Annotated in this window: 30 protein-coding genes; 26 read left to right on the forward strand and 4 right to left on the reverse strand. The window is 33.7% G+C overall.

Translation table 11 applies throughout. The features are described 5' to 3' along the window. Positions 1 to 49 precede the first annotated feature (49 nt). The 6 genes from J2S15_RS09460 to J2S15_RS09485 all read left to right on the forward strand — a co-directional run bounded on the left by J2S15_RS09460 (position 50) and on the right by J2S15_RS09485 (position 5,633). Positions 50 to 361: a PTS sugar transporter subunit IIB gene (locus tag J2S15_RS09460; protein ID WP_307407670.1), complete on the forward strand. Its 312-nt coding sequence runs from the start codon at positions 50 to 52 to the stop codon at positions 359 to 361. Positions 362 to 465: 104 nt separating this feature from the next. Next, positions 466 to 1,707 carry a PTS sugar transporter subunit IIC gene (locus J2S15_RS09465; RefSeq protein WP_307407673.1) on the forward strand — a complete coding sequence of 414 codons (1,242 nt, stop codon included), beginning with the start codon at positions 466 to 468 and terminating at the stop codon, positions 1,705 to 1,707. A gap of 10 nt (positions 1,708 to 1,717) precedes the next feature. After that, positions 1,718 to 2,077: a PTS lactose/cellobiose transporter subunit IIA gene (locus tag J2S15_RS09470; protein ID WP_307407675.1), complete on the forward strand. Its 360-nt coding sequence runs from the start codon at positions 1,718 to 1,720 to the stop codon at positions 2,075 to 2,077. Then, positions 2,070 to 3,506, forward strand: a complete 1,437-nt coding sequence (locus J2S15_RS09475) for a glycoside hydrolase family 1 protein (RefSeq protein ID WP_307407677.1) — start codon at positions 2,070 to 2,072, stop codon at positions 3,504 to 3,506. Before J2S15_RS09470 ends, J2S15_RS09475 begins: the two co-directional genes overlap by 8 nt. 57 nt (positions 3,507 to 3,563) lie before the next feature. Next, positions 3,564 to 5,009: a glycoside hydrolase family 1 protein gene (locus J2S15_RS09480; RefSeq protein ID WP_307407679.1), complete on the forward strand. Its 1,446-nt coding sequence runs from the start codon at positions 3,564 to 3,566 to the stop codon at positions 5,007 to 5,009. Between the two features lie 48 nt (positions 5,010 to 5,057). Continuing rightward, positions 5,058 to 5,633: a YczE/YyaS/YitT family protein gene (locus tag J2S15_RS09485; protein WP_307407681.1), complete on the forward strand. Its 576-nt coding sequence runs from the start codon at positions 5,058 to 5,060 to the stop codon at positions 5,631 to 5,633. Positions 5,634 to 5,668: 35 nt separating this feature from the next. On the opposite strand, the gene J2S15_RS09490 is transcribed toward J2S15_RS09485, so the two are convergent. After that, complete coding sequence (locus tag J2S15_RS09490; RefSeq protein WP_307407683.1) at positions 5,669 to 6,472, reverse strand: C39 family peptidase; 804 nt, start codon at positions 6,470 to 6,472, stop codon at positions 5,669 to 5,671. Between the two features lie 156 nt (positions 6,473 to 6,628). Between J2S15_RS09490 and J2S15_RS09495 the strand changes: the two genes are divergently transcribed. From J2S15_RS09495 to J2S15_RS09515, 5 genes are all read left to right on the forward strand, one after another. After that, positions 6,629 to 7,318, forward strand: a complete 690-nt coding sequence (locus tag J2S15_RS09495; protein WP_307407685.1) for a response regulator transcription factor — start codon at positions 6,629 to 6,631, stop codon at positions 7,316 to 7,318. Then, on the forward strand, positions 7,302 to 8,405 hold the full coding sequence (locus J2S15_RS09500; RefSeq protein ID WP_307407687.1) for a sensor histidine kinase: 1,104 nt from the start codon (positions 7,302 to 7,304) through the stop codon (positions 8,403 to 8,405). Before J2S15_RS09495 ends, J2S15_RS09500 begins: the two co-directional genes overlap by 17 nt. An 8-nt stretch (positions 8,406 to 8,413) precedes the next feature. Then, positions 8,414 to 8,773 (forward strand): hypothetical protein, encoded by a 360-nt coding sequence (locus J2S15_RS09505; RefSeq protein ID WP_307407689.1) that lies wholly within the window; start codon positions 8,414 to 8,416, stop codon positions 8,771 to 8,773. 113 nt (positions 8,774 to 8,886) lie between these two features. Further along, positions 8,887 to 9,513, forward strand: coding sequence for a TetR/AcrR family transcriptional regulator (locus J2S15_RS09510; RefSeq protein ID WP_307407691.1), 627 nt, complete (start codon positions 8,887 to 8,889; stop codon positions 9,511 to 9,513). Between the two features lie 2 nt (positions 9,514 to 9,515). Continuing rightward, entirely contained in the window at positions 9,516 to 9,881 is a 366-nt protein-coding gene (locus J2S15_RS09515; protein WP_307407693.1) for a hypothetical protein, read from the forward strand. A 24-nt stretch (positions 9,882 to 9,905) separates the two neighbouring features. On the opposite strand, the gene J2S15_RS09520 is transcribed toward J2S15_RS09515, so the two are convergent. Further along, entirely contained in the window at positions 9,906 to 10,439 is a 534-nt protein-coding gene (locus J2S15_RS09520; RefSeq protein ID WP_307407695.1) for a hypothetical protein, read from the reverse strand. Positions 10,440 to 10,605: 166 nt separating this feature from the next. Here J2S15_RS09520 and J2S15_RS09525 point away from each other — a divergent pair, with 166 nt between their 5' ends. After that, entirely contained in the window at positions 10,606 to 11,778 is a 1,173-nt protein-coding gene (locus J2S15_RS09525) for an SIS domain-containing protein (RefSeq protein ID WP_307407697.1), read from the forward strand. 12 nt (positions 11,779 to 11,790) lie between these two features. Further along, positions 11,791 to 12,222 (forward strand): PTS galactosamine/N-acetylgalactosamine transporter subunit IIA, encoded by a 432-nt coding sequence (gene agaF / locus J2S15_RS09530; RefSeq protein WP_307407699.1) that lies wholly within the window; start codon positions 11,791 to 11,793, stop codon positions 12,220 to 12,222. A gap of 392 nt (positions 12,223 to 12,614) precedes the next feature. Here agaF and J2S15_RS09535 read toward each other — a convergent pair whose 3' ends face one another. After that, positions 12,615 to 13,787 (reverse strand): helix-turn-helix transcriptional regulator, encoded by a 1,173-nt coding sequence (locus J2S15_RS09535; protein WP_307407700.1) that lies wholly within the window; start codon positions 13,785 to 13,787, stop codon positions 12,615 to 12,617. 278 nt (positions 13,788 to 14,065) lie between these two features. Here J2S15_RS09535 and agaV point away from each other — a divergent pair, with 278 nt between their 5' ends. The 8 genes from agaV to J2S15_RS09575 all read left to right on the forward strand — a co-directional run bounded on the left by agaV (position 14,066) and on the right by J2S15_RS09575 (position 20,106). Further along, on the forward strand, positions 14,066 to 14,542 hold the full coding sequence (gene agaV / locus J2S15_RS09540; RefSeq protein WP_307408248.1) for a PTS N-acetylgalactosamine transporter subunit IIB: 477 nt from the start codon (positions 14,066 to 14,068) through the stop codon (positions 14,540 to 14,542). 27 nt (positions 14,543 to 14,569) lie between these two features. Continuing rightward, complete coding sequence (locus J2S15_RS09545) at positions 14,570 to 15,394, forward strand: PTS mannose/fructose/sorbose/N-acetylgalactosamine transporter subunit IIC (RefSeq protein WP_307407702.1); 825 nt, start codon at positions 14,570 to 14,572, stop codon at positions 15,392 to 15,394. Continuing rightward, positions 15,384 to 16,295, forward strand: a complete 912-nt coding sequence (locus J2S15_RS09550; RefSeq protein ID WP_307407704.1) for a PTS system mannose/fructose/sorbose family transporter subunit IID — start codon at positions 15,384 to 15,386, stop codon at positions 16,293 to 16,295. The genes J2S15_RS09545 and J2S15_RS09550 overlap by 11 nt, the downstream gene beginning before the upstream one ends. Before the next feature lie 234 nt (positions 16,296 to 16,529). Continuing rightward, positions 16,530 to 17,546 carry a type I glyceraldehyde-3-phosphate dehydrogenase gene (gene gap, locus J2S15_RS09555; RefSeq protein WP_307407706.1) on the forward strand — a complete coding sequence of 339 codons (1,017 nt, stop codon included), beginning with the start codon at positions 16,530 to 16,532 and terminating at the stop codon, positions 17,544 to 17,546. Between the two features lie 106 nt (positions 17,547 to 17,652). After that, positions 17,653 to 18,588 carry a M28 family peptidase gene (locus J2S15_RS09560; RefSeq protein WP_307407708.1) on the forward strand — a complete coding sequence of 312 codons (936 nt, stop codon included), beginning with the start codon at positions 17,653 to 17,655 and terminating at the stop codon, positions 18,586 to 18,588. A gap of 29 nt (positions 18,589 to 18,617) precedes the next feature. Continuing rightward, a complete protein-coding gene (locus tag J2S15_RS09565) occupies positions 18,618 to 19,121 on the forward strand; it encodes a DNA topology modulation protein (protein ID WP_307407710.1) in 504 nt (167 codons plus the stop codon). A gap of 134 nt (positions 19,122 to 19,255) precedes the next feature. After that, positions 19,256 to 19,702: a LytTR family DNA-binding domain-containing protein gene (locus J2S15_RS09570; RefSeq protein WP_307407711.1), complete on the forward strand. Its 447-nt coding sequence runs from the start codon at positions 19,256 to 19,258 to the stop codon at positions 19,700 to 19,702. Further along, positions 19,699 to 20,106, forward strand: coding sequence for a DUF3021 family protein (locus J2S15_RS09575; protein WP_307407713.1), 408 nt, complete (start codon positions 19,699 to 19,701; stop codon positions 20,104 to 20,106). Before J2S15_RS09570 ends, J2S15_RS09575 begins: the two co-directional genes overlap by 4 nt. Positions 20,107 to 20,116: 10 nt before the next feature. Here the strand turns inward: J2S15_RS09575 and J2S15_RS09580 are convergent, their stop codons facing one another. Beyond that, positions 20,117 to 21,016 (reverse strand): SPL family radical SAM protein, encoded by a 900-nt coding sequence (locus tag J2S15_RS09580; protein ID WP_307407714.1) that lies wholly within the window; start codon positions 21,014 to 21,016, stop codon positions 20,117 to 20,119. A 108-nt stretch (positions 21,017 to 21,124) separates the two neighbouring features. Here J2S15_RS09580 and J2S15_RS09585 point away from each other — a divergent pair, with 108 nt between their 5' ends. From J2S15_RS09585 to J2S15_RS09605, 5 genes are all read left to right on the forward strand, one after another. Beyond that, positions 21,125 to 21,829 carry an ATP-binding cassette domain-containing protein gene (locus J2S15_RS09585; protein ID WP_307407715.1) on the forward strand — a complete coding sequence of 235 codons (705 nt, stop codon included), beginning with the start codon at positions 21,125 to 21,127 and terminating at the stop codon, positions 21,827 to 21,829. Then, positions 21,826 to 23,436 carry a hypothetical protein gene (locus J2S15_RS09590; RefSeq protein WP_307407716.1) on the forward strand — a complete coding sequence of 537 codons (1,611 nt, stop codon included), beginning with the start codon at positions 21,826 to 21,828 and terminating at the stop codon, positions 23,434 to 23,436. Before J2S15_RS09585 ends, J2S15_RS09590 begins: the two co-directional genes overlap by 4 nt. A 4-nt stretch (positions 23,437 to 23,440) precedes the next feature. Further along, positions 23,441 to 23,572, forward strand: coding sequence for a hypothetical protein (locus J2S15_RS09595; RefSeq protein WP_307407718.1), 132 nt, complete (start codon positions 23,441 to 23,443; stop codon positions 23,570 to 23,572). 117 nt (positions 23,573 to 23,689) lie between these two features. Then, on the forward strand, positions 23,690 to 25,024 hold the full coding sequence (gene cysS / locus J2S15_RS09600) for a cysteine--tRNA ligase (RefSeq protein WP_307407719.1): 1,335 nt from the start codon (positions 23,690 to 23,692) through the stop codon (positions 25,022 to 25,024). Next, entirely contained in the window at positions 25,024 to 25,404 is a 381-nt protein-coding gene (locus J2S15_RS09605; protein ID WP_307407721.1) for a Mini-ribonuclease 3, read from the forward strand. The genes cysS and J2S15_RS09605 overlap by 1 nt, the downstream gene beginning before the upstream one ends.

Genomic DNA, 25,404 nt, shown 5'->3' on the forward strand with positions numbered 1-25,404 from the left:
AATACACTCATAATGAAATTAGCAAAGCGATAACAAGGAGGTGAAACGCATGGCAGATATAAAAATTTTATTGTGTTGTGGAGCTGGGATGTCAAGTGGATTCTTAGCGCAAAAAGCAAGACAGGCTGCAAAAAAGAAAGGTATTATGGCATCAATTGATGCAAGAGCAGAAAGTGAAGTAAATGATTATTTAAAAAGTATTGATGTATTGATGGTTGGACCGCATTATGCAATAAGACTAAATGATTTTGAACAAATGGCAGCACCATATAATGTTCCAGTGGTCTTAATTCCCCAAAACATTTATGCTGGACTTGATGGAAATGCATTATTAGAACTAGCATTAGAATCAAAAAAATAAAAAGCTAAGAATGGTACTCTTAGCTCAAAGATTAGTTGTCAAAACCATCTTTATAAATAGTATACCTCATTTATAAAGAAACTTAAATAAGAGGAGAAATTAAAATGAAAAAATTTATGGACTGGTTAGCAAACTCATTTGCACCAGCAGCAAACAAACTATTTAGTAAACCATGGATTAGTGGGATTTCATCAGCAATGCAAAAGATATTGCCATTTATCTTAACTGGGTCAATTATCTTTTTCTATAACGTATTCAGAAGTTATTTGGAATTCTTACCAGATTTAGGAATTATATCATCTTATACATTTTTCTTAATTGGTATGATTACTTCATTTATGGTAGGTTGCCAGTTAATGGAAAAATTAAACTTACCACATTATAAAGTAAATGTTGGACTAGTATCAATCTGTTTAATGTTTATGTTCTGTATGCAGGCAGCACCTGAAGGAACTGACCTAATGAGTCGTTTAGGTCCGGATAGTATTCTAGTAGGGATGATTTCTGGGATTGTAGTATCAATTGTTTTTAATTTATATGCAAAATTACATGTATTAGAAAATAATCTTACATTACCTGATTTTGTATCAGAATGGATTAATAACATTTTACCAATTCTAGCAACTTTATTAGTTGGAATGGTATTAACAGTAAACTTGAAAATTGATGTATATATGGCAATTATTGATATGTTTATGCCACTACAAGTATTTGGCCAATCATTACCAGGTCTGATTATTTTGGTATTCTTACCAACATTCTTCTATACAATGGGAGTTTCAACTTGGTTATTCTCAGCACTGCAAAATCCAATATTCCTGGCTGGAATTACAGCAAATATTGCAGCAGTCGCAGCAGGGGAGCCAGCTACAAATATTGTAACGAATGAAACGGTATATACAATGGCATTAATTATGCTTGGAGGTACAGGAGCTACCTTGATGCTGAATGTGTTTATGTTATTCTCAAAATCTAAGAAATTAAAGACAATGGGAAGAATTTGTATTGGGCCATCAATCTTCAATATTAATGAGCCAATCGTGTTTGGAGCACCAGTTGTATTTAATCCAGTGTTAATGTTACCAATGTGGATTAATGCAATTGTAGGTCCATGTGTCATCTGGTTTGCTATGAGTTCAGGATTATTAAAAATCCCAAGTTTCTTAATGCAAGTAGGACAAATACCGGCACCATTCTCAAGTGTAATGATTACAAATGATATGCGTGCAGTATTATGGTGGGCACTATTAGTTGTGTTATATGGATTGATTTGGTACCCATTCTTTAAAGTATATGAAAAACAATGTATCCAAGAGGAACAAGCAGAAATAGAAGAAGCGAAGTAGGAGGTGCAACATGGATAAACAGGTACAAGATAATGAATTAGTTGAAGTTGCTATGCAAATTATCTTACATGCTGGTGATGCCAGAATGAAGACAGAAGAAGCATTGGAACAAACAAAGAACTTTGATTTTGCAGGAGCGAAAGAAAAACTGGTAGAAGCGAAAGAGTGTATTCGTAAGGCGCATCATGCACAAACGCAAATTATCCAAGATGAAACAAGAGGAAAAACATATCCACCTAGTTTGTTGTTTAATCATGCACAGGATACGCTTATGACAATTATGAGTGAACTTAATCTGGCGAATTCAATGGTAGAACTATTTGAAATACTGGATAAGAAATATAGTAAAGATGGAGGTAATAATGAGTAAAATAAAAGGATTTCCAAAAGATTTTTTATGGGGTGCATCTACAAGTGCTTATCAAGTAGAAGGAGCAGCACAGGAAGATGGTAAAGGGCTGTCTCAACAAGATATCATCAATCAAGAAAGACGTGAAAAGTTTGGACATGCAGATGCTAGTGTGGCAAGTGATCACTATCATAAATATAAAGAAGATATTGCACTGTTTAAGGAAATGGGATTTACTAGTTATCGTTTCTCAATTTCTTGGGCAAGAATCTTCCCAAAGGGAACAGGTGAAGTGAATGAAGCAGGAATTCAGTTCTATAGGGATCTTATTAAAGAACTAAAGGACAATGATATTGAACCAATCCCTACACTGTATCACTATGATTTGCCTTGGGCATTAGTTGAGAAGTATGGTGGATGGGTGTCAAGAGAAGTTGTAAAAGATTTTGCAGCTTTCGCAAAGTATGTTATTTATGAATTTAAAGATGACATTAAATATTGGACAACCATTAATGAGCAAAGTATCATTGTGCAGTATTGGACACAAAAGTGTTATATTCCTGAAAGTGATCAAAGTAATAATCAGCTTCGTTACCAAATCAATCATCATATGAATCTGGCACAGGCTGCTGCAGTGAAATACATTCATGAGGTAGGAGCACTGGCAGGTCCAGCACTTGGATATTCATCAATTTATCCACTATCTTGTAAACCAGAAGATATGCTGGCATCTTTGAATGCGAATGATTTAAGAAACTATTATTACTTAGATATTTATTTTAAAGGACATTACACAGTTGCAGCTCATAACTATCTTGAAGCAGCTGGTTTAGCTCCAGTGATTGAAGAAGGTGATATGGAGTATATTGCAGCTCACACTTCAGATTTCTTTGCCATTAACTACTACTCAAGTGATTGTGCAAAAGCTTGTCCAGAAGGTGCAGAGAGACGGTGGTCTGGGTATAACTTATCAGGTAAAAAAGGTGATATGTCAGGATTTGAAACACACCCAGGTTTCTACCAGATGTGTGCCAACCCGGAATTAGATACAACGGATTGGGACTGGGCAATTGATCCAGTAGGATTAGAGTATGTTTATCGTGACTTATACACACGTTATCAGATTCCAATGATGATTACTGAAAATGGGTTAGGTGCTTATGATGAGCTTACAAGTGATGGAAAGATTCATGATGAGTATCGTATCGACTATTGGCGTGATCACATCGCTGCAACCAAACGAGCAATTGAAGCAGGGGTTGAAGTAATTGGATTTATGCCATGGTCTGCAGTTGATTTATTATCAACAAGTAATGGATATAAAAAACGTTATGGTTTGATTTACATTGATCGTAGTGATGATGATCCAAAACAGTGTGAGAGAATTCGTAAGGACTCTTTTTACTGGTATCAGAAAGTAATTAAAAGTAATGGAGAAAATTTAGGATAATTAACAGTAAGGCACATCACGTTATGTGTCTTTACTTATTTTAGAAAGAGGTAAAAAATGAAACAAATAAACAAAGGATTTCCAAAAGATTTTTTATGGGGTGGTGCGATTGCTGCCTGTCAGGCAGAAGGTGCATATGATGTAGATGGTAGAGGACTGTCAACTTCAGATATTCATATTTATGATAAGCATATGAATCGTGCCAATATTGAACAAGAAGGTGGAGGAACCCTTGCTTACATCAAAGCAGCGATCGAAGATAAAGAAGGGTATTATCCTAAACGCTATGGGATTGATTTTTATCATACTTATAAAGAAGACTTGAAGTTGATGAAAGAGTTAGGGCTAAAAGCATTTCGTACAAGTATTTCATGGTCACGTATCTTTCCAAAAGGTGATGAAGAGCAGCCAAATGAACAAGGACTTTTATTTTATGACAAATTAATTGATGAAATTATAAAGAATGATATGGAACCAATCATTACCATGTCACACTATGATATTCCTTTGTATTTAGTAACAGAGTATGGAGGATTCGCAAATCGCAAAGTTGCAGAGTTTTTTGAAACTTATGGAAAAATATTGTTAGATAGATACAAAGGAAAAGTAAAGTATTGGATTGTGTGTAACCAAGTAAATTTAGTACCTGTTGTCCAGTTTGGAAGTTTAGGACTTTATGATAATCAGGCAGAGAATATGGAAGAACTGATGTATCAGGCAGTACATAATCAATTTGTAGCAGCAGCGAAAATCGTTGAAGCAGCAAGAACAATTGATCCGAATGCCATCATGGGAACAATGGTAGCGGATGGAACTGCCTATCCAGCATCATGTAAACCAGAAGATGTAGTATTAACAATGAAAAAGAATCGTATGCAATATTACTTTACAGATGTTCAATTGCGAGGAGAGTATCCAGGGTATGCCCTTCGCTATTTTGAGGAAAACAATATTGACTTGAAAATTCAAGATGGTGATGAAGCGGTTATTCGAAATAATACGATGGATTATATGGCTATTTCTTATTATTATTCGTTGATTGTTGATGCTAGTAAAAATACGATGGAACCTTTTGATGCGTTACAAAATCCAAACCTTGAGCCAACACCATGGGAGTGGCGTGCCGATCCATTAGGATTTTATAACAGTCTTTCACAATATTGGGATCGTTATGAAAAACCAATAATGATTGCGGAAAACGGATTAGGTGCAATTGATGAAATTGTTGATGGAAAAATTCATGATACCTATCGTATTGATTATCTTCGTAAACATATTGCCCAAATGAAGGAATGTATAAATGATGGAGTAGATATTATTTCCTATTTAAGTTGGGGGCCAATCGACATTGTAAGTTCATCATCAGCCGAAATGAGTAAGCGTTATGGATATGTTTATGTGGATTTGGATGACTATGGAAAAGGTAGTGGAAAAAGAATGAAGAAAGATTCATTTGACTGGTATCAAAAAGTAATCTCTAGTAATGGAGAGGACTTAGACTAAATGAATAGTATAAAAGACAATTATGGAAGAGGAGCAACTATTGAGTGAATGATAAATAGAATAGTAAAAGTAGTAATTGGTTCTGTTATATTGGGATTTGGAATTAGCCTGGCGGTTTTGTCAGGCCATGGAGGAGATTCGATTTCGGTCTTTTCACAAGGCCTAGGAAAGTGTCTGAATATTTCCATAGGTAATGCATCTATTTTGTTTTATGTAGTATTTCTAATTCCAGCATATTTGATAGATAAACATGAATTGGGGATTGGTACAATCCTATCACCACTGTGTAGTGCAATATCTTTGGATTTATTTCTGGAAATTCTTAATATACAAGTAAATGGAGTGATATCAGTTATAGTGTTATTAATTGGGATTATTTGTATCGGAATTGGACTGGGAATCTATGTAAGTGCAGATGTTGGGCGTTCTAGTTATGATGTAATCATTTTAGGGATTAGTAAAAAATTCAAAGCACCATTATGGTTAAGTAAAAGTGCTTCCGATTTGGTTTTATGTTTTATAGGATATTTATTAGGAGGAACTGTTGGTTTAGGACCGATTATTGGAATTTTGTTTATTGGAATTGTGTTGGATACAACATTAAAACTTATTAAGCGTACATAAGAAATAACACCCTATTTTAAAATAGGGTGTTGCTTTTAATTTGTAATTGACCATATACCACTAATCTGATATTGCAGTGTTTCATAAGACCAAGTTTTATTGGAACGTTCTTCACTATTAGGATCATGGACGATATATTCTCCATTACTGCTTATACCAGTAATTAGGATAAAATGTCCAGTGGATGTGAAATCACCTGGTCGCATACTGCATATTACTAATCCACCATTCTCTAATACACTATCAATAGAATGCTTCATATTAGATATTTCTTCTGCATGCAAACCAACTATATGAGCACCATCACTAATAAATGACCAATCAGTACCAACAGAAGGTACATAGTAACCATATTCTTCGCTTAGTTGAGCGAAGTAATATGGAGTGTATTTATAATCTTTTGAAAGGTACAATGCTGCCATTGAAAGAACCGTTGGTGCACACCCTGTGATAGCATGCAGATTGTCTCCATACATGGTATATCCCCATCGTTTGTCCCATTGATATAACTTAGGGACATTACTTAAATCCAAAGAAGATAAATCGTCGTCTAGGTAATCCTTGTGACTAGGATAATTTAATACAAAGTCTGCTGTTTCGGGATTTTTTTCTGCCAGATCAAGTAATTCATCAGGATAGAGATCTGGATTTTTATTGATTTCATTTAATTGTTGAGTAGAATCATCTTGCTTTTTGTTATTTGTCTGATTTTCTTCTTCAGCTTTGGGATACATGAAGAAAGATACTGCAACTAGTGAGAAAATTAGTATGTTTGCAATAATTAATGTATGTCCTCTGGAGTTTTTCTTTTTCTTCATGGCATTGTTCCTTTCATTCATATTAAACCACGTTCTTAAGTAGTGTTTGTAAAGAATAACACAATGAATTTTAAAGATTTTATAAACTTCGTACTTTTGAATTTAAGAAAAAATTAAGAAAGCAAAACAAGGGTTGTGATACTATAGAAGTGTAAGATTGTTAAATGAGGAGAGAAAATGGCAAAAGTATTAATCGTAGATGATGAAATTGAAATTCTAAATCTGTTGGAGCTTTATTTAAAAAATCAGAATTATGAAGTAATCAAATTTTTGGATCCAAGAGATGTACTAAATAATCTTAATGGAGTAGACATTGCTCTTTTAGATGTAATGATGCCAAATATTAATGGTTTTGATTTATGTCTTTCAATTCGGGATAAAGGATATCAGTTTCCAATCATTATGCTAACCGCAAAAGATGAAGATCGAGATAAAATTCATGGATTGACCATTGGTGCAGATGATTATATTGTTAAGCCTTTCAATCCACTTGAAGTAGTTGCGAGAGTAAGTGCGCAACTTCGCAGAGTCCATATGACAAATGAACAGGTAGATAATGAAGTTTGCTATGAACATCATGGATTACAGTTGTTTCCTGCCATGCATCGTTGTCTGCTTTATGATAAAGAAGTTGCACTAACAAATATTGAATTTTCAATTCTATGTCTGTTATTCAAAAATAAAGGAAGAGTTATCAGTAGTGAAGAAATTTTTGAAAAGGTATGGAAAGAAAAATATTTTGAAAACAATAATACAGTGATGGTACACATTCAAAGTATCCGTAAGAAGTTAAACGATACAGCAAAGAATAAGAAGTTTATCCAGACTGTATGGGGAGTGGGGTATAAAATTGAGGAAACTATATAATTCTTATAACAAAGATGTTATCTTTCGAATGGTATTAACCTTTGTAATCTCACTTATCATAACAGTGGTAGTTGGGATGGCAGTTCGAGCATTATTGTTATTTTATATTAATAATATAGCCGTTGATTATTATGGGATATCTTATGATATTTACCATTTTATATCGGACTATCAGTTTATTATTTATTTTATTGTTCCAATTATTGTGTTGTTTTTACTTTCTGGATGGATTGTAAAACCAGCATTTCAAGAAGTTGCTACGATTGTAAAAGACAATATTTTATTTGAAGAAAGCGATAAAGTATTAGAATTACCAGCACATTTAAAAGAAGTACAGGATGCAATCAATGAAGTGAATAGAGAAATACAATTATGGAAATATGCCGCAAGAGATGCAGAACAGCGAAAAGATGATTTGATTGTGTATTTAGCTCATGATATACGTACACCTCTTGCATCGGTTCTGGGGTATTTGATATTACTAGATGAGAATGCTGAGTTAAGTGATGAACAACGTTTGCGGTTTATTCGCATTGCTTTACAGAAGACCAATCGCATTCAGGCACTGGTGGAAGAACTATTTGAAATCACTAGGTTTAATATTTCACAGATTGAGCTGATGAAGCAGGATGTAAATATTAACATTGTAGTTCAACAGTTACTTGAAGAGCTTGATCAAAGTTTTAAAGCGAAGAATATTACTGTAGAGATTAAGTCAGATGCAAAGTATGTAGTGTTTGCAGATGCTGAAAAGATTGCAAGAGCGTTAGAAAACATTTTAATCAATGCAGCGCGCTATACACCAGTAGATGGGAAAATCACAATCACTTACTACGAGGAAGGAGTAATGAATTGTGTAAGTATATCAAATACAGGAATTGAGATTAGTAAAGGGGAACTAAGTAGAATCTTTGATAAATTCTATCGAGGAGATGAGGCACGTCAATCTACTACTGGAGGTAGTGGATTAGGGTTAGCGATTGCCAAGAATATTATTGATGCACATCATGGAATTATTAGTGCAGAAAGTAATAAAGACCAAACATCTTTCAAAGTGAAACTGCCAAAGAAAAGTGCAGATGTTTAAGGAGGTATATGAAAAAGCTAGGAATATTAATATGCCTTGGGTTCATAATCATTACATCAGGATGTTTAGCAAGTATACAGAACGATTCGAAATATACAGTTAATGAAATTGATGCAGCAAAGCAAGTGGTTGAAGAGGAAGTAGACCAAATGAAGGAAACATGTAATGTTGATGTCGTAAAGCTTTGGATTGAAGAAGGTGACAGAGATTCGAATGAAATTGTTGTTTATTCCAATTTAGAGGTATATGAAGATTCAGGAAAAGGGTGTGCATTTAATCCAAACTCAACTTATGAGGAATGGCTATGGATGCTGGCAAGAAAAGATGAAAAATCCCCTTGGGTATTACAAGATAGTGGATATAATTAAGGTTTTATGAAAAGTTCTCAATACGAGAATTTTTTATTTTGATTGACAAGTGAACAACTGTTCACATATAATATAGGTGAACAGTTGTTCACTGATAAATGGAGGAGAATATTATGCCTAAAAATGAAACAAGAAATACAAAAGAAGTAATAATGAATGTTGCACTAGAACAGTTCTCTAAACATGGTTTTGAAGGAACTGGTGTTCGAGATATCGCAAAAGTTATCGGAATACGTGAAAGTGCAATCTATAAACATTTTGGGAGCAAACAAGAAATATTCAATTCTATTCTGAAAGATATTGAACATCGTTATGAAAAAGAAATGGCCAACTTAGAGTTATCAAGAAATATAAAAGATACAATCAATGAGAATGATAGTAGAACCAATTTATTCTTAATGTGTACAAAGATGTTTGCGTTTTATTTAAAGTCTGAATATGGAATACAATTACGTAGAATGCTTACGATTGAACAATACCGTGATTCAGAAGCGGGAAACGTATTTCGAGAGTTAATTATTAATAATGGATTAACATATATTACTTCCATATTTCAGGAATTGATTGATGCAAAAGTTTATATTGATGAAGATCCAGTGACAATGGCAACGCAGTTTTATTCTCCGCTGTATTTATTATTGAGCAAGTATGATGGCCAAAAAGATGCTTATGATGAAGCTCTCTCTGCGCTGGAACAGCATATAACATTATTTAATAAGGTTTATGCGAGGAGGAAATAATAATGAAAGATTTAGGTATACTTGCAGTAGAATGGATTACAACTGGTTTGATTGTATTTGCTGGATTATCCGGAAAACAGATTTTATTTATTAATGGACCAAGGTCTGCAGTTATAACACTAGGTGCAATTGGTTTCATTATGTGTATGGTGATGCCATCTGTGGGATTGTTTGTAAGAAATGCGCCAGCTCACCCAGTAACGATTGTTGCTTATATTGTTGGATTGGCTGCGTTATTTATAACGTTGGTACAAGTATTCCGCTGGAATATTCCAGTAGTGAATGAGCCAACAATGGCACTGTATATTGTTGCAGGCTGCATAGTAGTGAAATCAATTATAGCCAGATGTGCAACCCTTATATTTTAAAAAAATTCACCACATGGTGAATTTTTACTTTCTATTTTTAAAATATGTTATTGCGATACGTACTCCCATATACGCAGCAGCAATGGCTACAACAATACTTGCAATTACTAATGCAGTATTTTCTAACATTCCTTCGGTAGCAAATAAGTTTGCAATTAATAGAATACCTAAAGCAAAATATAAACACATACGTAGGATTAACCCACCATTGCTTAATTCTGCAAGTTCCTCTCTAGCCTTTTTTGAAGCTTCAGGTTCAAAGTTTTTAAGTCTAGGGAATGATGAAACTAAAGTACGGAATCGATATTCTAAAACTGCAATGATAACAGCTGAGAGTCCAAGGGAAACCCAAATGTTAATCTTGAATAATAATTCACATAAAATAAAACAAACAATTCCTAAAATATAACGATACAACAATGGTTGCATCTTTGGTTCCATTTCTTTTGGGATTACATGTCCAACCTTCGAACGTTTGTTGTAATACACCGCTCGATTGTGTTTATCATAGTAGATATTTGCTCCACTAAGAACTACGTCTTTTTTTGCTTTTGCCATAATATAAAACACCTCTATGCTATATTATAATCGCTTACAAACATAATATCTATAAAGAATTAATAAATTATTTGCACAAATTAACACAATGAATGTATTTGGATTGAATTACTTGAATTATGCGATATATAATGTGTGTGACAAACTTGGAATGAAGGAGGACAGTATGTTATTTAATAAAGATTTAGATACTTGGAAAAAAGAGAACGGGTATTGGACAGCAAAAGAAATTAATCAACAACCAGAGACTTGGAAGAAAACATTACAGCTTGTGAAGGATCACAAAGAGGATATTCAGAAGTTTATTGATAAGGTAATTAAACAAGATGATTTTGATGTGATTTGCACTGGAGCAGGAACAAGTGAATTTGTGGGTAATGCGGTATTCTCATACTTGAACCAAAAGTTGGATCACAAATGTAAGTCATATGCGACAACAGATATTGTTGCATATCCAGAAAACTACCTGTCAAGAACAAAACCAACATTATTGATTTCGTATGGTCGTAGTGGAAACTCACCAGAATCAGTTGGAGCAGTAGAAACAGCAAATGTTGTATGTGAAAATATTTACCATTTATTTATCACATGTAATAAAGATGGTGCATTAGCTAAATATGCAGATGGAAAAGAAAACTGTTATGCAATTAATATTACACAAGAAACTCATGACCAAAGTTTCGCAATGACTTCTAGTTATACAAACATGTATTTAGCTACTGTGCTAAGCTTTAACTTAGATAACTTAGATGAAATGGACAAAAACCTAACAACAATCGCTGATGGAGCAGATCGTTTGTTAAATGGTGGATTTACAAAAATTCAAGATATGATCAATGACTTTGATTTTGATCGTTTAGTATATCTAGGAAGTAACACAAACAAAGGGGTTGCTCAAGAATCAGCACTTAAGATGTTAGAACTTACTGCTGGTAAAGTTACAACAATGTTTGATACACCTTTAGGTTTCCGTCATGGACCAAAATCGATTATTAATGAAAAGACATTAACAGTCGTATATTTGAGTGATAATGAATATACACGAGAATATGAATATGATATTATTAAGGAGATGAGTCCACAACGTCATGGAAACAAAATCTTGGCTGTTTCAACTCATCATGATGACGAAGTCGCTGGTTTAGTGGATTACTTCTATTCGTTTGATAATGATCAACGTTTAGATAATGTATTTGTAGGATTGGAATATATTATTGTTGCACAATTAATTGCACTTTATAAATCATTGTCTTACAAACTTACACCAGATAACCCATGTCCAAGCGGTGAAGTCAATAGAGTTGTAAAAGGGGTAATTATCTACCCTTATGAAAAATAAAGGAGAACTGAAATGATTGGAATCGTAGTAACCGGACACGGAAATTTCGGATCAGGATTAACTAGCTCAGTAAACTTAATTGCTGGAAATCCTGCAAATTATGAATATGTAGACTTTATTGAGTCTTACTCAACTGATGACTTAGATCGTGAACTTAGAAAAGCATTTGATAAACTAAGTGATTGTGAAGGAATTATTGTAATGTCAGACTTACCTGGTGGTTCACCATTTAAGACTGCTGTAATGGTTGGACAAGAATATGATAATATTCACGTAATTGGTGGAACAAACTTACCAATGATCGTAGAAATCACAATGGCAAGAACAATGATTGAAGATGTTGATGCTTTAGTTGATATGGCTCTTACTACAGGTAAAGATCAAATTGTTAAATTTGAAATTAAAAAACCAACACAAGTAGATGAAGAAAGTGATGGAATTTAGAGAGAACGCTGAAAAGTGTTCTTTTTCTTTGGTATACAAAAAAGAATACATCTGTATTTAGAAAAATTATTCGACAAGGACGAACGCAAGGTAAGAATTGATTGTTTATTCTCTTATTATGACGATGGATAAAGGGGATAACTGCTTTTGGTATGGAAATAAATTGCCCAAAAGTGCTAGTTTTTACTTAATGATATTATGGGAAAATGGATTTCTTGCGAACCTTTTTGACAATTCATGCATCTTTACTTATGAGGGAGGGAAATTAGACCAAGTGATACCGCCCAAAAATTTGATTATTATGAACATGCCCAAATAATATGAAAAATTTTTATCATTTGTAACCTCTTTCGCCCTTCAAAAAAGCCACTTCGCTGCCCGAAGTGACTTTTTTAGTTGTAAATTGTTTTTGCATAATCCGTTGGTGTGATACCAAACTGCTGTTTAAACTTCCTTGAGAAGTAGTGGATAGATGCAAATCCTAAAATATTGGATATCTCAGAAATAGTATATTTTGATTCTTTAATTAATAATTTTGATTTCTGTAATTTTAAATCGCTAATATATTGTTTTGGTGCAGTATTCAAATTATTCTTGAATAACTGTTGTAAACTAGAACGACTGATTGAGAATTCCTGACATAATTTTTCAATTGTAATTGCAGTATAAATATTATCATTAATATAAATAAGAACCTCATTTAATAATTCATTTTCGAATTTCTGTTGCATTGGTGTATTCGCAACCGGACTATCATCAATGAAGTCGCTGTAGATAAGTCGAACAACAATCTCTTGTAAATAGCAGATCATCAGATCCTTACTGAAGACTTGGTCATTGCCAGAAGCACGAACAAAATTGTTGATTGTTGTTAGTGCATCACGGTTTGCCTGAAAGACTCGATTCTTTAAATCATCTTCATGTGAACATTCCATATCAAACATAACAGTTAAGTATGAACATGAATGCTCATTGTTCGTGTGTTGTGTATGGTATTGTCTGGGAGCGTATAAGATTAACTCATAGTTATTTAAGTTAAAGTATTCACCATCAATTGAAGTTTCTAATTGACCACTGTCAATAAAAGTTAATTCCCAGTGTCCATGACTTTCGCCAGAGAAGTTATAATTTGCATTACGAACTTGATAGTAACACGCTAATACTTCATTCACTTGAACGTTTGGTAAGATTCGCTCATAAACAAACTCTTCATCAAGTGCATGTTTCTTATTGGAAATATTACTTAATGATGATATTTCGATTTTAGAGTTATTCGTAATACTAATGAAATTAAAATAAACACCAGCTTTAATTTTGATTACACGATGGATAACAAACTGTTCAATTGGAGCTTGGTTAATATCATCAGATACAACCAACATAACAATTCCATCATCAACACGAATGTAAGTATCCTCATCATTGCAGTATAAGAAGTTTACTTTCTTATTTGCAATTTTTAGTATCTTTCTTCCTCCAGGTTTACCTCTTGTTTTATCACGAGATAGATCTTGAAAGATTTCTCCATATTTCTGAAAAATAAAACTTGTAGTTTTGTTAAACATAAGATCACCTTTTCTATATTTTTAGTTTATCATACTTCGAAACGCGTGCAAAATAAAACTATTATAAATTATTTAATATTTATAAGTGTCGTCACAAAAATGGGAAAAAGCACTTCTTTTTGTTGTAAATACAACAAAAATATATGAAAATCACACAACTTTCACAAAAAGTACAAACCGTTTAACAAAAAGTGTAAATACATTTCTTCTTAATATACTAAAATATAAGTGTAGTGAAGCCTGTCTTCTATTTGCACTACAGAAGGGAGAGAGAAGATATGCCAAACATAGTATTAACAAGGATAGACAATCGTTTAATCCATGGTCAAGTGGCTACTCAATGGGCTGGTGTTGTTGGCGCTAACTTATTGTTAGTTGCAAACGATGCAGTTGCTGGTGATGAATTCAGACAAGGTCTGATGAACATGGCTGCGCCTGCATATGCACAGACTAGATATTTTACAATTCAAAAAACGATTGATATTATCGACAAAGCGAGCGATGCTCAAAAAATTGCAATCATATGTGAAACACCTCAAGATGTGTTAAAACTGATTGAGGGAGGTGTTCCGATTAAAAAAGTTAATATCGGTAACATGCATATGGCTGAAGGAAAGCGTCAAGTTGCTACAACAGTTGCGGTTGATGACAGCGATGTGGCTGCTTTCAAAAGAATGCAAGAGTTAGGTGTTGAGCTTGAAATCAAGCGTGTACCTGATACTTCTGCAGAAGATGTAAAAAAATTATTTAAATAGGAATTATTTTAAAAAAGGAGAAAAAATATGGACGTTAATATTTTTCAGGCTCTATTGGTTTTCGTTGTAGCATTTATTGCGGCAATCGACCAATTTAGTTTCTTGGAATCTTTATACCAACCAATCGTACTATGTCCGATTGTTGGGGCAATCCTAGGAAACTTTGAATTAGGAATTGTAGTAGGTGGAGCTTACCAATTAATGCAAATTGGTAGTATGCCTATCGGTGGAGCACAACCACCAAATGCCATCATGGGTGGTATTATGGCGACAGTATTCGCTATCGCTTTAGATTTAAGCCCTACAGCAGATGGTGTTGGAGCAGCTCTTGGTTTAGCTGTACCATTCGCAGTATTCGGACAATACGCTGTTACATTAACATTTACAGTTATGTCAGGATTAATGGCAAAAGCAGATGAATATGCTGCTAAAGCAGACACAGCTGGAATCGCAAAAATTAACTATTTATCAATGTTAATTCTTGGATCATTATTTGGTGTTATCGCTGTTGCTGGACTTTATTCAGGACAAGCACTGGGAGACACTTTACGTGAATTCTCATTGAACAACTCTTGGGTAATGGCTGGACTAGATGCAGCCGGAGGAATGATGAAATTTGTTGGATTCGCTATCCTTATGAAAGTTATGATGAGTAACGAAATGTGGGGATACCTACTTGCAGGTTTCGCAATTACAGTTGTTATGAAATCAATCCCAGAAGTGGATGGAGCTTCATTACTATTAGTTTCATTTATCGGTGTTGCAATTGCATTAGCTGATTACCAAATGAATACAAAGATTAAAAACTCAGCAGGAAGTGCTGGGAATGGAGGTATGAGCGATGGCATCTAACATTACACAAACCCACTATAATGATATGACTCCAGCAAAAAAAGTTAGTAAAAAAGCATTAAACAAAATGATCTGGAGATCATTATTCTTACAAGCATCTTTCAACTATGAAAGAATGCAAGCAGGTGGATGGTTATATGGAATGATTCCTGGATTGGAAGAAATTCATACTAACAAAGATGATTTAGCATTATCAATGAGTCACAACTTAGACTTTATTAATACTCACCCATTCTTAGTAACATTCGTTATGGGTATCGTTCTTTCATTAGAACAAGAAAAAGCTGATATTCAAACAATTCGTTCAGTACGTATTGCTGCAGCTGGTCCACTAGGTGGAATCGGGGATGCAATCTTCTGGTTAACATTAGTTCCAATTACAGCTGGTATTACTGGAAATATGGCAATGAACGACCGTTCGATCTTGGGTGCAATTTTATTCCTAATTATTTTTAATGGAGTACAATTCGCTGTACGTATCTGGTTGATGCACTGGTCATACAACCTTGGTACAAAAGCAGTTTCAGTTCTTACTGATAACGCAAAAGAATTTACGCGTGCTGCTTCTATTCTTGGTATCTTCGTAGTAGGATCTTTGATTGCTGCTTACGGTACTACATCTATTCGTATTATCCTTACAGATCCAGTAGTGGATGTACAAGGATTATTAAATGGTATTTTACCAAAAATGATTCCATTAGCAATTACATTAATGTTATTTGCATTAATCAGAAAAGGATGGTCACCAACTAAGTGTATCCTTCTGTTAATCGTAATTGGTTTATTTGGAACTGCATTTGGAATCCTTGCGGGAGATTCAAAAGCACAAAACGAAGATGGTTCTACTATTCCTGGTGGATATACTCCATTAGTTGAATGGTATGATTATCCAACAGAGTAAAACAAAATAATAGAATTGGACTAGTCTTTGGTTTAAGAAAACTCTCTCAATTCGAAATAGGAGTATCACTTCGGTGGTACCCTTTTTTATATCTCGGAAAAATTGGAAGTATTTGAGAAAAAATTAACAAGTAATGTTGAAATGTTCAAAAAATATAGTAAAAAAGCAGTAATCTTAATTGACAATGGGTTCATATAATCATATAATTTATTGGTACGAAGGAGGACTTTTAACATGGCAGTAAAAGTTGCAATTAATGGTTTTGGACGTATTGGACGTCTTGCATTTAGACAAATGTTTGGAGCGGAGGGATATGAAGTCGTAGCAATCAACGATTTAACAGATCCTAAAATGTTAGCTCATTTATTAAAATATGATTCAGCACAAGGAAGATATGCATTAGCAGACAAAGTTGTTGCTGGAGAATCATCAATCACAGTTGATGGAAAAGAAATCAAAATCTACAGTGAAGCAGATGCTTCTAAATTACCTTGGGGTGATATCGATGTAGACGTAGTATTAGAATGTACTGGATTCTATACTTCTAAAAAAGCTGCTCAAGCACACATTGATGCTGGAGCTAAAAAAGTTGTTATCTCAGCACCAGCTGGAAATGACTTACCAACAGTAGTATTTGGAGTAAACGAAGATGTATTAAAAGCTGATGACACAATTATCTCTGCTGCATCTTGTACAACAAACTGTTTAGCTCCAATGGCTAACACATTAAATAATTTAGCAAAAATCAAAAGTGGAATTATGGCTACAATCCATGCTTACACTGGAGACCAAATGTTATTAGATGGACCTCACCGTAAAGGTGACTTAAGAAGAGCTCGTGCAGCTGCAGTAAACATTGTACCTAACTCTACAGGTGCTGCAAAAGCAATCGGACTAGTTATTCCTGAATTAAACGGAAAATTAATCGGAGCAGCTCAACGTGTTCCAGTTCCTACTGGATCAACAACTATTCTTACTACAGTAGTAGAAGGAACAGTTACAGTGGACGAAATCAACGCAGCTATGAAAGCAGCAGCTGATGGAACTTCATTCGGTTATACTGAAGACCAATTAGTATCTTCTGATATTATTGGAATCACTCAAGGATCATTATTTGATGCAACTCAAACAATGGTAATTCCTCTAGATAACGGAACTACACAAGTTCAAACAGTATCTTGGTATGACAACGAAAACTCATACACTAGCCAAATGGTTAGAACAATCAAATATTTCGCTGAATTAGCATAATTTTGATTTATTAGAAGTTACAACATACGTTGTAGCTTCTTTTTTTTTTGTTGGCTTGATTATAATAAATTTATATTCTATAATTAAACAAAAGGAAGTAATGATTATGGAAGACTTTAAGGAGTATATTTTAAAGAATCATCAAGTAAGAAAAAATAGGAAACAAAGAAAAGCGTTTCGAGAGTGGCTACAACCATACATACAAAGTATGGGATATAACTGTACTTTTCAGGAGTATAAGAAGAATGGAAGAGGTGTGAATGTAATTGTGGGAGATCCTGAAAAGGCAAAGATAGTTCTAACTGCTCATTATGATACTCAGGCAGTAATGCTTCTGCCTGTATGGATGTTTGTGAGTAACTTGTTTATGTTTGTGGTGAGTCAGCTTATATTGCTGATTCCTTATATACTAATGGAAGTATATCTAGCTGATATTATTAATTACTTTATTAATAATGCAAGATGGGCAGAAGAAATAAGTGATATATTAATTCTTTTATATTTATGGCAGGGGGTATTTGGAATAGCAAATAAGCATACAGTGAATGACAATACTTCTGGGGTGATTACATTATTAACAATTATGAAACAGTTAAGACCTGAGTTAAGAGAGGATGTTGCATTTGTCTTTTTTGATCAAGAAGAATTAGGATTACTTGGCTCAAGAGGATTTAAAAGAGAAGGAAGATATGATGTAGATAATATGTTGTTGATTAATTTTGATTGTGTTAGTGATGGTAATAATCTTTGTTTTATTTATAAAGAGCGATTTAAGGAATCCGATAGTTATGACGATTTAAAAATAATTATTGATGAACACCAAAGTGATTCTAAGAAAGTAATGCTTGTATCATCATCTACTTATACCTATATGTCTGATCAAATGAGATTTAAAAAAGGAATAGGGGTAGCAGCATTAAAGAAAGTTCCAGTACTTGGATATTACCTAGACCGTATTCATACACCACTTGATACAAAATACGATCAACGAAATATTGATATACTAAGTAAAGTAACTATTGATTTTATTGAAAAATTATAAGATGATACCTGTAGTTTTAGGGGGTATATATGAAAATTGCAATCTTAGGATTTAGTGGTAGTGGAAAATCAACATTGGCAACAAAATTAGGTGAAATCTATAATGTTCCTGTCCTACATTTAGATTCGGTATTTTTTAAAGAAAGTTGGGAAGAACGTGATAAAGATGAAGCATTAGAAATTGTAGAGTCATTTATGAAAAAAACTGACTGGATAATTGAAGGAAATTATACTGGACTTTACCAGAAAGACCGTCTGAATGATGCAGATAGAATAATATATCTAAATTTTAATCGTTTTACTTGTTTATATCGTGTAGTAAAACGCTACTTCAAATATCGAGGAACTACTAGAGATGATATGGCTGATGGCTGTGATGAAAAGATTGATTGGGAGTTTATTAAATGGATCTTACATGAAGGAAGAAATAAAAATACCAAAAAACATTATCAAGAGATAATGGAAAAATATAATGATAAAGCAGTTATGTGTAAGAATCAAAGACAAGTAGATAATTATATAAATAGTTTATAGCATTGGACTCAGTAGAGTCCTTTTTGTATGATGGGAGAAACAAAAAGGCAACTTAGCATAAAAAGATTGTAGGTTAACGTACTTTTGTTTTAGTGAGATGATGAGTTTGTTATGATGTGCATGAGGAGGCAATGATGAAACTGAAAGTTATTCAAAATAAAGAGTTGAGAGAAGATGAAATAGAAGTGAATACACCGTTTGATGAAACGCATATAAAAAGAATAAGCAACTACATTAGCGCGTTTAATCAGACAATAAGAGTGAAGGATGAGCGAAAGGAAACAGTAGTTTTCATTGATGATATTCAGTATTTGGAATGGGTAGATAAGCAAGTATTCTTATATACAGTGGATGCTATGTATTTTAAAAGTACAACATTACAAGCAATTGCACAGTTACTTGATAAACATTCATTTGTACGGATATCGAAAACAACTATAGTCAATATTCATGCAATCAAACATATAGAGCCATATCCTAATCATCGTTTACTTCTACAACTGATAAGTGAGGAGAAGCTTATTGTAAATCGCAATTATATTAAAAAATTAAGAGATAAAATTAGAGAGGAGACACTATGAAATATTTCTTTAAAAACTATTTGCCATATGGGTGTATGGGGGCGGTGATAGCAACAGTAGTGAATTGTATTTATGCAATTGTGCGTAATGGGAATGAAACCCCAATTGAAGTACTTATCTTGATTGGGATTACTATGGTTCTAACGGTAGTTAGTTATTTATTATCGCAGGTTGATTTTAAAAGCGAACGAATGCTTTATTTGTGTGAGTATTTGTCGTATATGGCAATAATTGTAGTTTCATGTCTTATTGTGGCGAATCCAGATGCAATGCCAAGAATGCTAATTGAATGGTTAGCGTGGGCAACTAGTATTTACGTATTTATTCGCTGCTATGTGAATAAAGTATTTATGGATGATGTAAAAAAGATGAATGAAGATTTAAAGCAACTGCATAAAAACTAAAAAAGGTGGTTTATTTTTCCACCTTTTTCTTATCAAACATCGATAATTGTTTGTGAGTTTTTGGTTGGTAATCAACTTTATTGGTACTTGGAAATCCATACTTTTTGCGTAATTCTCCAATGTATTTATAGAGTACAGTTTTGTAAGGATTACGATCATTCTTATAAGCGTACATCTTTTTTAGTTTTTCATGTTGTTGAGGAAATAGTACTTCTGTTTTCTCAAAGAATACTTTTCGAGTAGGTCCACGTAAATACATGATCCCAGGTAAAACATAATCAACATTACACTCAGCTGCACGGCGATAGATTTCATCAAGATTCACTCTTGTATCAGTAATATATGGAATGATTGGCATCAAGTGAACACCAACAATTGCATCTGTCTCTTCTTTTAATCGTCTCAACATTTCAAAACGGCGTAAGCTTGGTACTGCTCCGGATTCAATTCGTCTACGTACATCTTCGTCCATTGTGGTAATAGTAGCTGCAATATTGATTTCAGCTACTTGTGATAATTCATTCATTAATTCAATATCTCGAAGCAGTAAATCTGATTTTGTGGAGATGGTAATAGGGATCTTATATTTGATACAGATTTTTAATATCTCTGGCATTAGTTGTTCTCGGTTTTCAATTGGTTGATAACTATCGCAGACACCACCAATATTTACTTTCTTTTTTGTCTTCCATTTGGATAGTTCTTTCTCTAATACTTCAGCTACATTTTCTTTGATATAGATTTCATCAAAGTATTCTTCACTATCCATATACTTGTGTGAATACATTGCATAACAGTAGATGCAGTTATGTGCACAACCACGATATATATTTAAGTCGTAGTCAAAAGGAAGACGACCTGGTCTTAGTTTATGTAATGCAGTTTTACAAGTAATTTTTTTATAATTCATAGAATTATTATATCATGATGAAATTCTATTTAAAATCTCATATAATTGTGTTATACTTTTAATACAGTAATACATCCAAGGGCAGTAAATTACATGAGGAGATAGAGAATGAAATTAACAGTAAAAGATTTATCAATGGAGTTTGAGCAGAAAGTAGTATTAAAAGGAATCAACTATACTTTTGAATCTGGAAAAATATATGCGTTATTAGGTCGTAATGGTGCTGGTAAGACAACACTTTTTAATTGTATAGCGTCAGATTTGCAAGCAACAACAATGGAAATTGAATTGGATGATGGAGTGAATGTACGTAATCAACTATTACAGGAAGATGTTGGATATGTAATTTCAACGCCAGTTGTTCCTGATTTTCTGACAGGAAGAGAGTTTTTACGTTTTGTATTGGATATTCATAAAATCGATTACACCAAAGAGGAGTTAGATGGCTATTTTGATTATCTGATTATTGATGAAGCAGACCGTGATATTCTAATGAAGAATTATTCCCATGGGATGAAGAATAAGATGCAGATGCTGGTGAATATAATTACGAAACCAAGTATCTTACTTTTGGATGAACCATTAACATCATTTGATGTGGTAATGGCAGAGCAGATGAAACAGATGTTAAGAGATATTAAAAAAGATCGTATTCTAATTTTTTCTACTCATATTATGGAGTTGGCTCTGGATCTTTGTGATGAAGTATTGGTGCTTCATGATGGGTATATTCAAGAAGTAAATATGGAAGATTTGAGTAAGGATGATGTGAAGACTAAAGTTATTGAGATGTTGAGTGAGGAAACTCTATGATTCAAAACTTTAATATATTACTGAAGTTAGAATTCACAACACGGTTTAATCGATTGGTGTATCGACTGAAAAAATTACCAGTTATAAAGAAAATTATTCCTCAATCATTTTATGGGAACAGTCTTTTAAAAACAGTGCTTTATATTCTTTCAGTATTAATGAGAGTGTTCTCCAATCTTATGAATATAGCGGCTTATGGTTTGTTTTTCTATGGACTACCATTTCTGTTTTTCTTTCCAGGTATCATTGAAGGAAACTGGCCGGACCCTGAAGCGTATCGAGTATACTTTATTACAATCTTTATTGGCGTCAGTTGTATTATAAGTCCCATGGGACGTTTTCATTTCTTGCCTACTGGGAAGTATGATGCAATTTATCTGATTGACAGTCTGCGGATGCGTGCAAGAGATGTGGCAGCAATCTGTTATATCAAACGTTATCTTGTGGATATGGTGAAATTCATCCTGTTCTTTATTGTTTGTGTCATGCTTGGTTGGGTTACCTGGTTGGATGCTGCTGCTTTATTGTTATTGATGAGTGGAAGCAGATGGCTGTTTAACCAAATCAGTATTGTTTACTATAAAGATAAATTATTTTTTGAAAAGAACTTTAAACAAGTAATCGTTGCACTTGTTGTGTTTGCGATTTTTGTAGCAATAGCAATTACGAAAGTAACCTATATTATTCCAAATCTTGTAATATGGTGTCTTGGAATTCTTATGACTGCTTTGGCATTCTTATTGTATTATTCACAGTATCGTACCATGAATTTATATATTCCACTACGTAAAGAAGCACATGGAATTTTAGATACATTAAACTTTGACAGTTCTGCAGCAGTAAAAGAAACCGTCAAGATTAGAGATCAAGACTTTGATGTAGATGAATCTATCAATAATAAAAAAGGATTTGATTTCTTTAATGCAGCATTCTTCAGAAGACATCGTTCCTACTTATGGAAACCAATTCGAATTACAACATTGATTATTCTTGGTGTAGTAATCGTATTGACGTTAGCTATGTTTTTTGTGAAAGAGTTACGAGAAGCAGCACATGGGTTCTTTGATACTCAATTAGCATCATTAATGTTAATTGCATACTTCTTAAATCGTGGAGAGAAGATATGTCAGGCAATGTTCTTTAACTGTGACAGTAGTATGTTGGTGTATCGTTTTTATCGCAAACGTGAAAATTTATTGCAGAACTTTATGCTGCGTTTAAAAACATTGATTCAGTTTCATTTGCTACCAGCACTTGTGATGTCATTAGGTATGGTAGTAATTATGTTAGTTAGTCGATATGATGCATCACCTATTATTTATATTTCAGTATTTCTGTCAGTAGTATTTATGAATCTGATTTTCTGTATTCATTCTTTGGTATTGTATTATTTATTACAACCTTATAATCTGCAGATGGAACAAGTTGGATTCTCTCATCGTATTGTAACTGGTGTAACCTATTTTGTTGTGTATGCATTCTATAGCGTTGATATACCTGTGGTGTGGTTTTCAGTTGGATTGATTACATTGTTTGTAGTATATGCGACAGTAGCAGCAATTCTAGTATACAAAGTTGCACCAAAAACTTTCCGTTTACGTGAATAACTTCTTGGATTATCAATTGCACACGTGGTCATTCCCTGTTATAATCAGTATGAAAATAACCAATGATAAAGAAGAAGAACTATATGGAAATGTACAGAGAGAACTTGGCTGGTGGAAAAGTTTGATGGAAGTATAGAAATGCATCTTTTAGGGAACACGTAGCTGGCGTTAACAGAGAAAAGACCAAAGTAGAGTGGGACCGCGTTATAAACGCCTCTATAGCAGAGGTGTTTTTTTATTACCAGGAGGATTTATGAAACTATATAATTCATTACATAACAAGTTAGAAGAGTTTGTGCCAATTGAAGAAGGTAAGGTCACAATGTATGTATGTGGACCAACTGTATACAATTATCCACATATTGGGAATGCTAGACCGATTGTTGTATTTGATACATTGAAGAAGACGTTGGAAGCAAGTGGGTATGAGGTTTTTTATGTATCAAACTTTACTGATGTGGATGATAAGATTATTAAAAAGGCAATCGAAGAGGAAGTAGCAGAAAGTGAAATCAGTGAACGCTACATCAAGGCGTACAATGAAGATCGTATTGCATTGAATGCAGAGATACCTGATGTAACTCCAAGAGTAACCCAAACAATGGATTCCATTATTGCGTTTATCAAAGACTTGGAAGATAAAGGGTATGCATATGCAATTGATGGAGATGTTTATTTTCGAGTAACTAAAGTAAAAGACTATGGTCAACTTTCAAAACAAAAGATTGAAGATTTAGTAGTTGGTGCTCGTATAGATGAAAATGACAAGAAGGAAAATCCATTGGATTTTACTTTATGGAAGAAAACCGAAAATGGAATCAAATGGGATTCACCATGGGGCGAAGGAAGACCAGGGTGGCACACCGAATGTGTGGTTATGATTGAAAACGAATTCAAACAACCAGTAATTGATATCCATGGTGGAGGAATGGACTTAAAGTTTCCTCATCATGAGAACGAAATAGCGCAAGGCTGTGCGGCGAACCATAGTCATGTGGCAAACTATTGGGTCCACAATGGAATGTTGAACCTGGATGGTCAGAAGATGTCGAAATCGCTAGGTAATGTTATCTGGGCGAAAGATTTCATCAAAGAGTTAGGGGCAAATGTAATTCGTTGGATAATGTTATCAACTCACTATCGTGCACCATTGAATGTAAATGATGAAACAATAGAAACCGCAAAAACAGAATTAGCTAAGATTCAAACATCACTTACACAAGCGTATGTGAAACTTGGATTAGCAAAAGTAACAATCAAAGAAGAATTGGTAGAAGAAGTATATGTACCATTCTTGGATGCGATGCAGGATGACTTAAATACACCAAATGGATTCAAAGCATTGTTTGATGCAAATAAACAACTGAATAGTGTGATTCGTCAACGTGAAATTGATATGGAATTATTAGGTCGTTATGTTTATACGATGCAAAAAATGTTAAAAGTGTTAGGAATTGTTATCGAAGAAGTGAAGTTAGATAATAAGGACATAGAATTGTTTGACAAGTGGAATGAAGCAAAAAAAGCAAAAGACTTTGAGCAGGCTGATGTTTATCGCGGAAAACTTCAGGAGCGAGGTTTACTATAATGGAATTAGCTGGATTAAATGGGACTACTCTGGCATTTATTGGTGATGCAGTATTTTCACTGCAGATTCGAGAGTACTTGGTAGAGTTAGGAAATCAGAAACCAAACACGTTGCAGAAGCTGAGTGTTCAATATGTAAGTGCCAAGGCACAGGATAAATTTCTTAAAACATTTTTAGATAATAATATCTTAAGTGAAGAAGAACAGTTGATTGTGAAACGTGGACGTAATTCAAAGACGCAGACCATCGCAAAGAATGCAGATGTAATTACCTATCGTAATTCAACAGGGTTTGAAGCGTTATGGGGGTATCTGTATTTAAGTAAACAGGAAGAACGACTAAATGAATTGTTAGCTATGATCCTGAAGAAAGGGGAATAA

It is taken from the genome of Breznakia pachnodae, assembly GCF_030814225.1.
In the GTDB taxonomy this organism is placed as follows: domain Bacteria; phylum Bacillota_I; class Bacilli_A; order Erysipelotrichales; family Erysipelotrichaceae; genus Breznakia; species Breznakia pachnodae.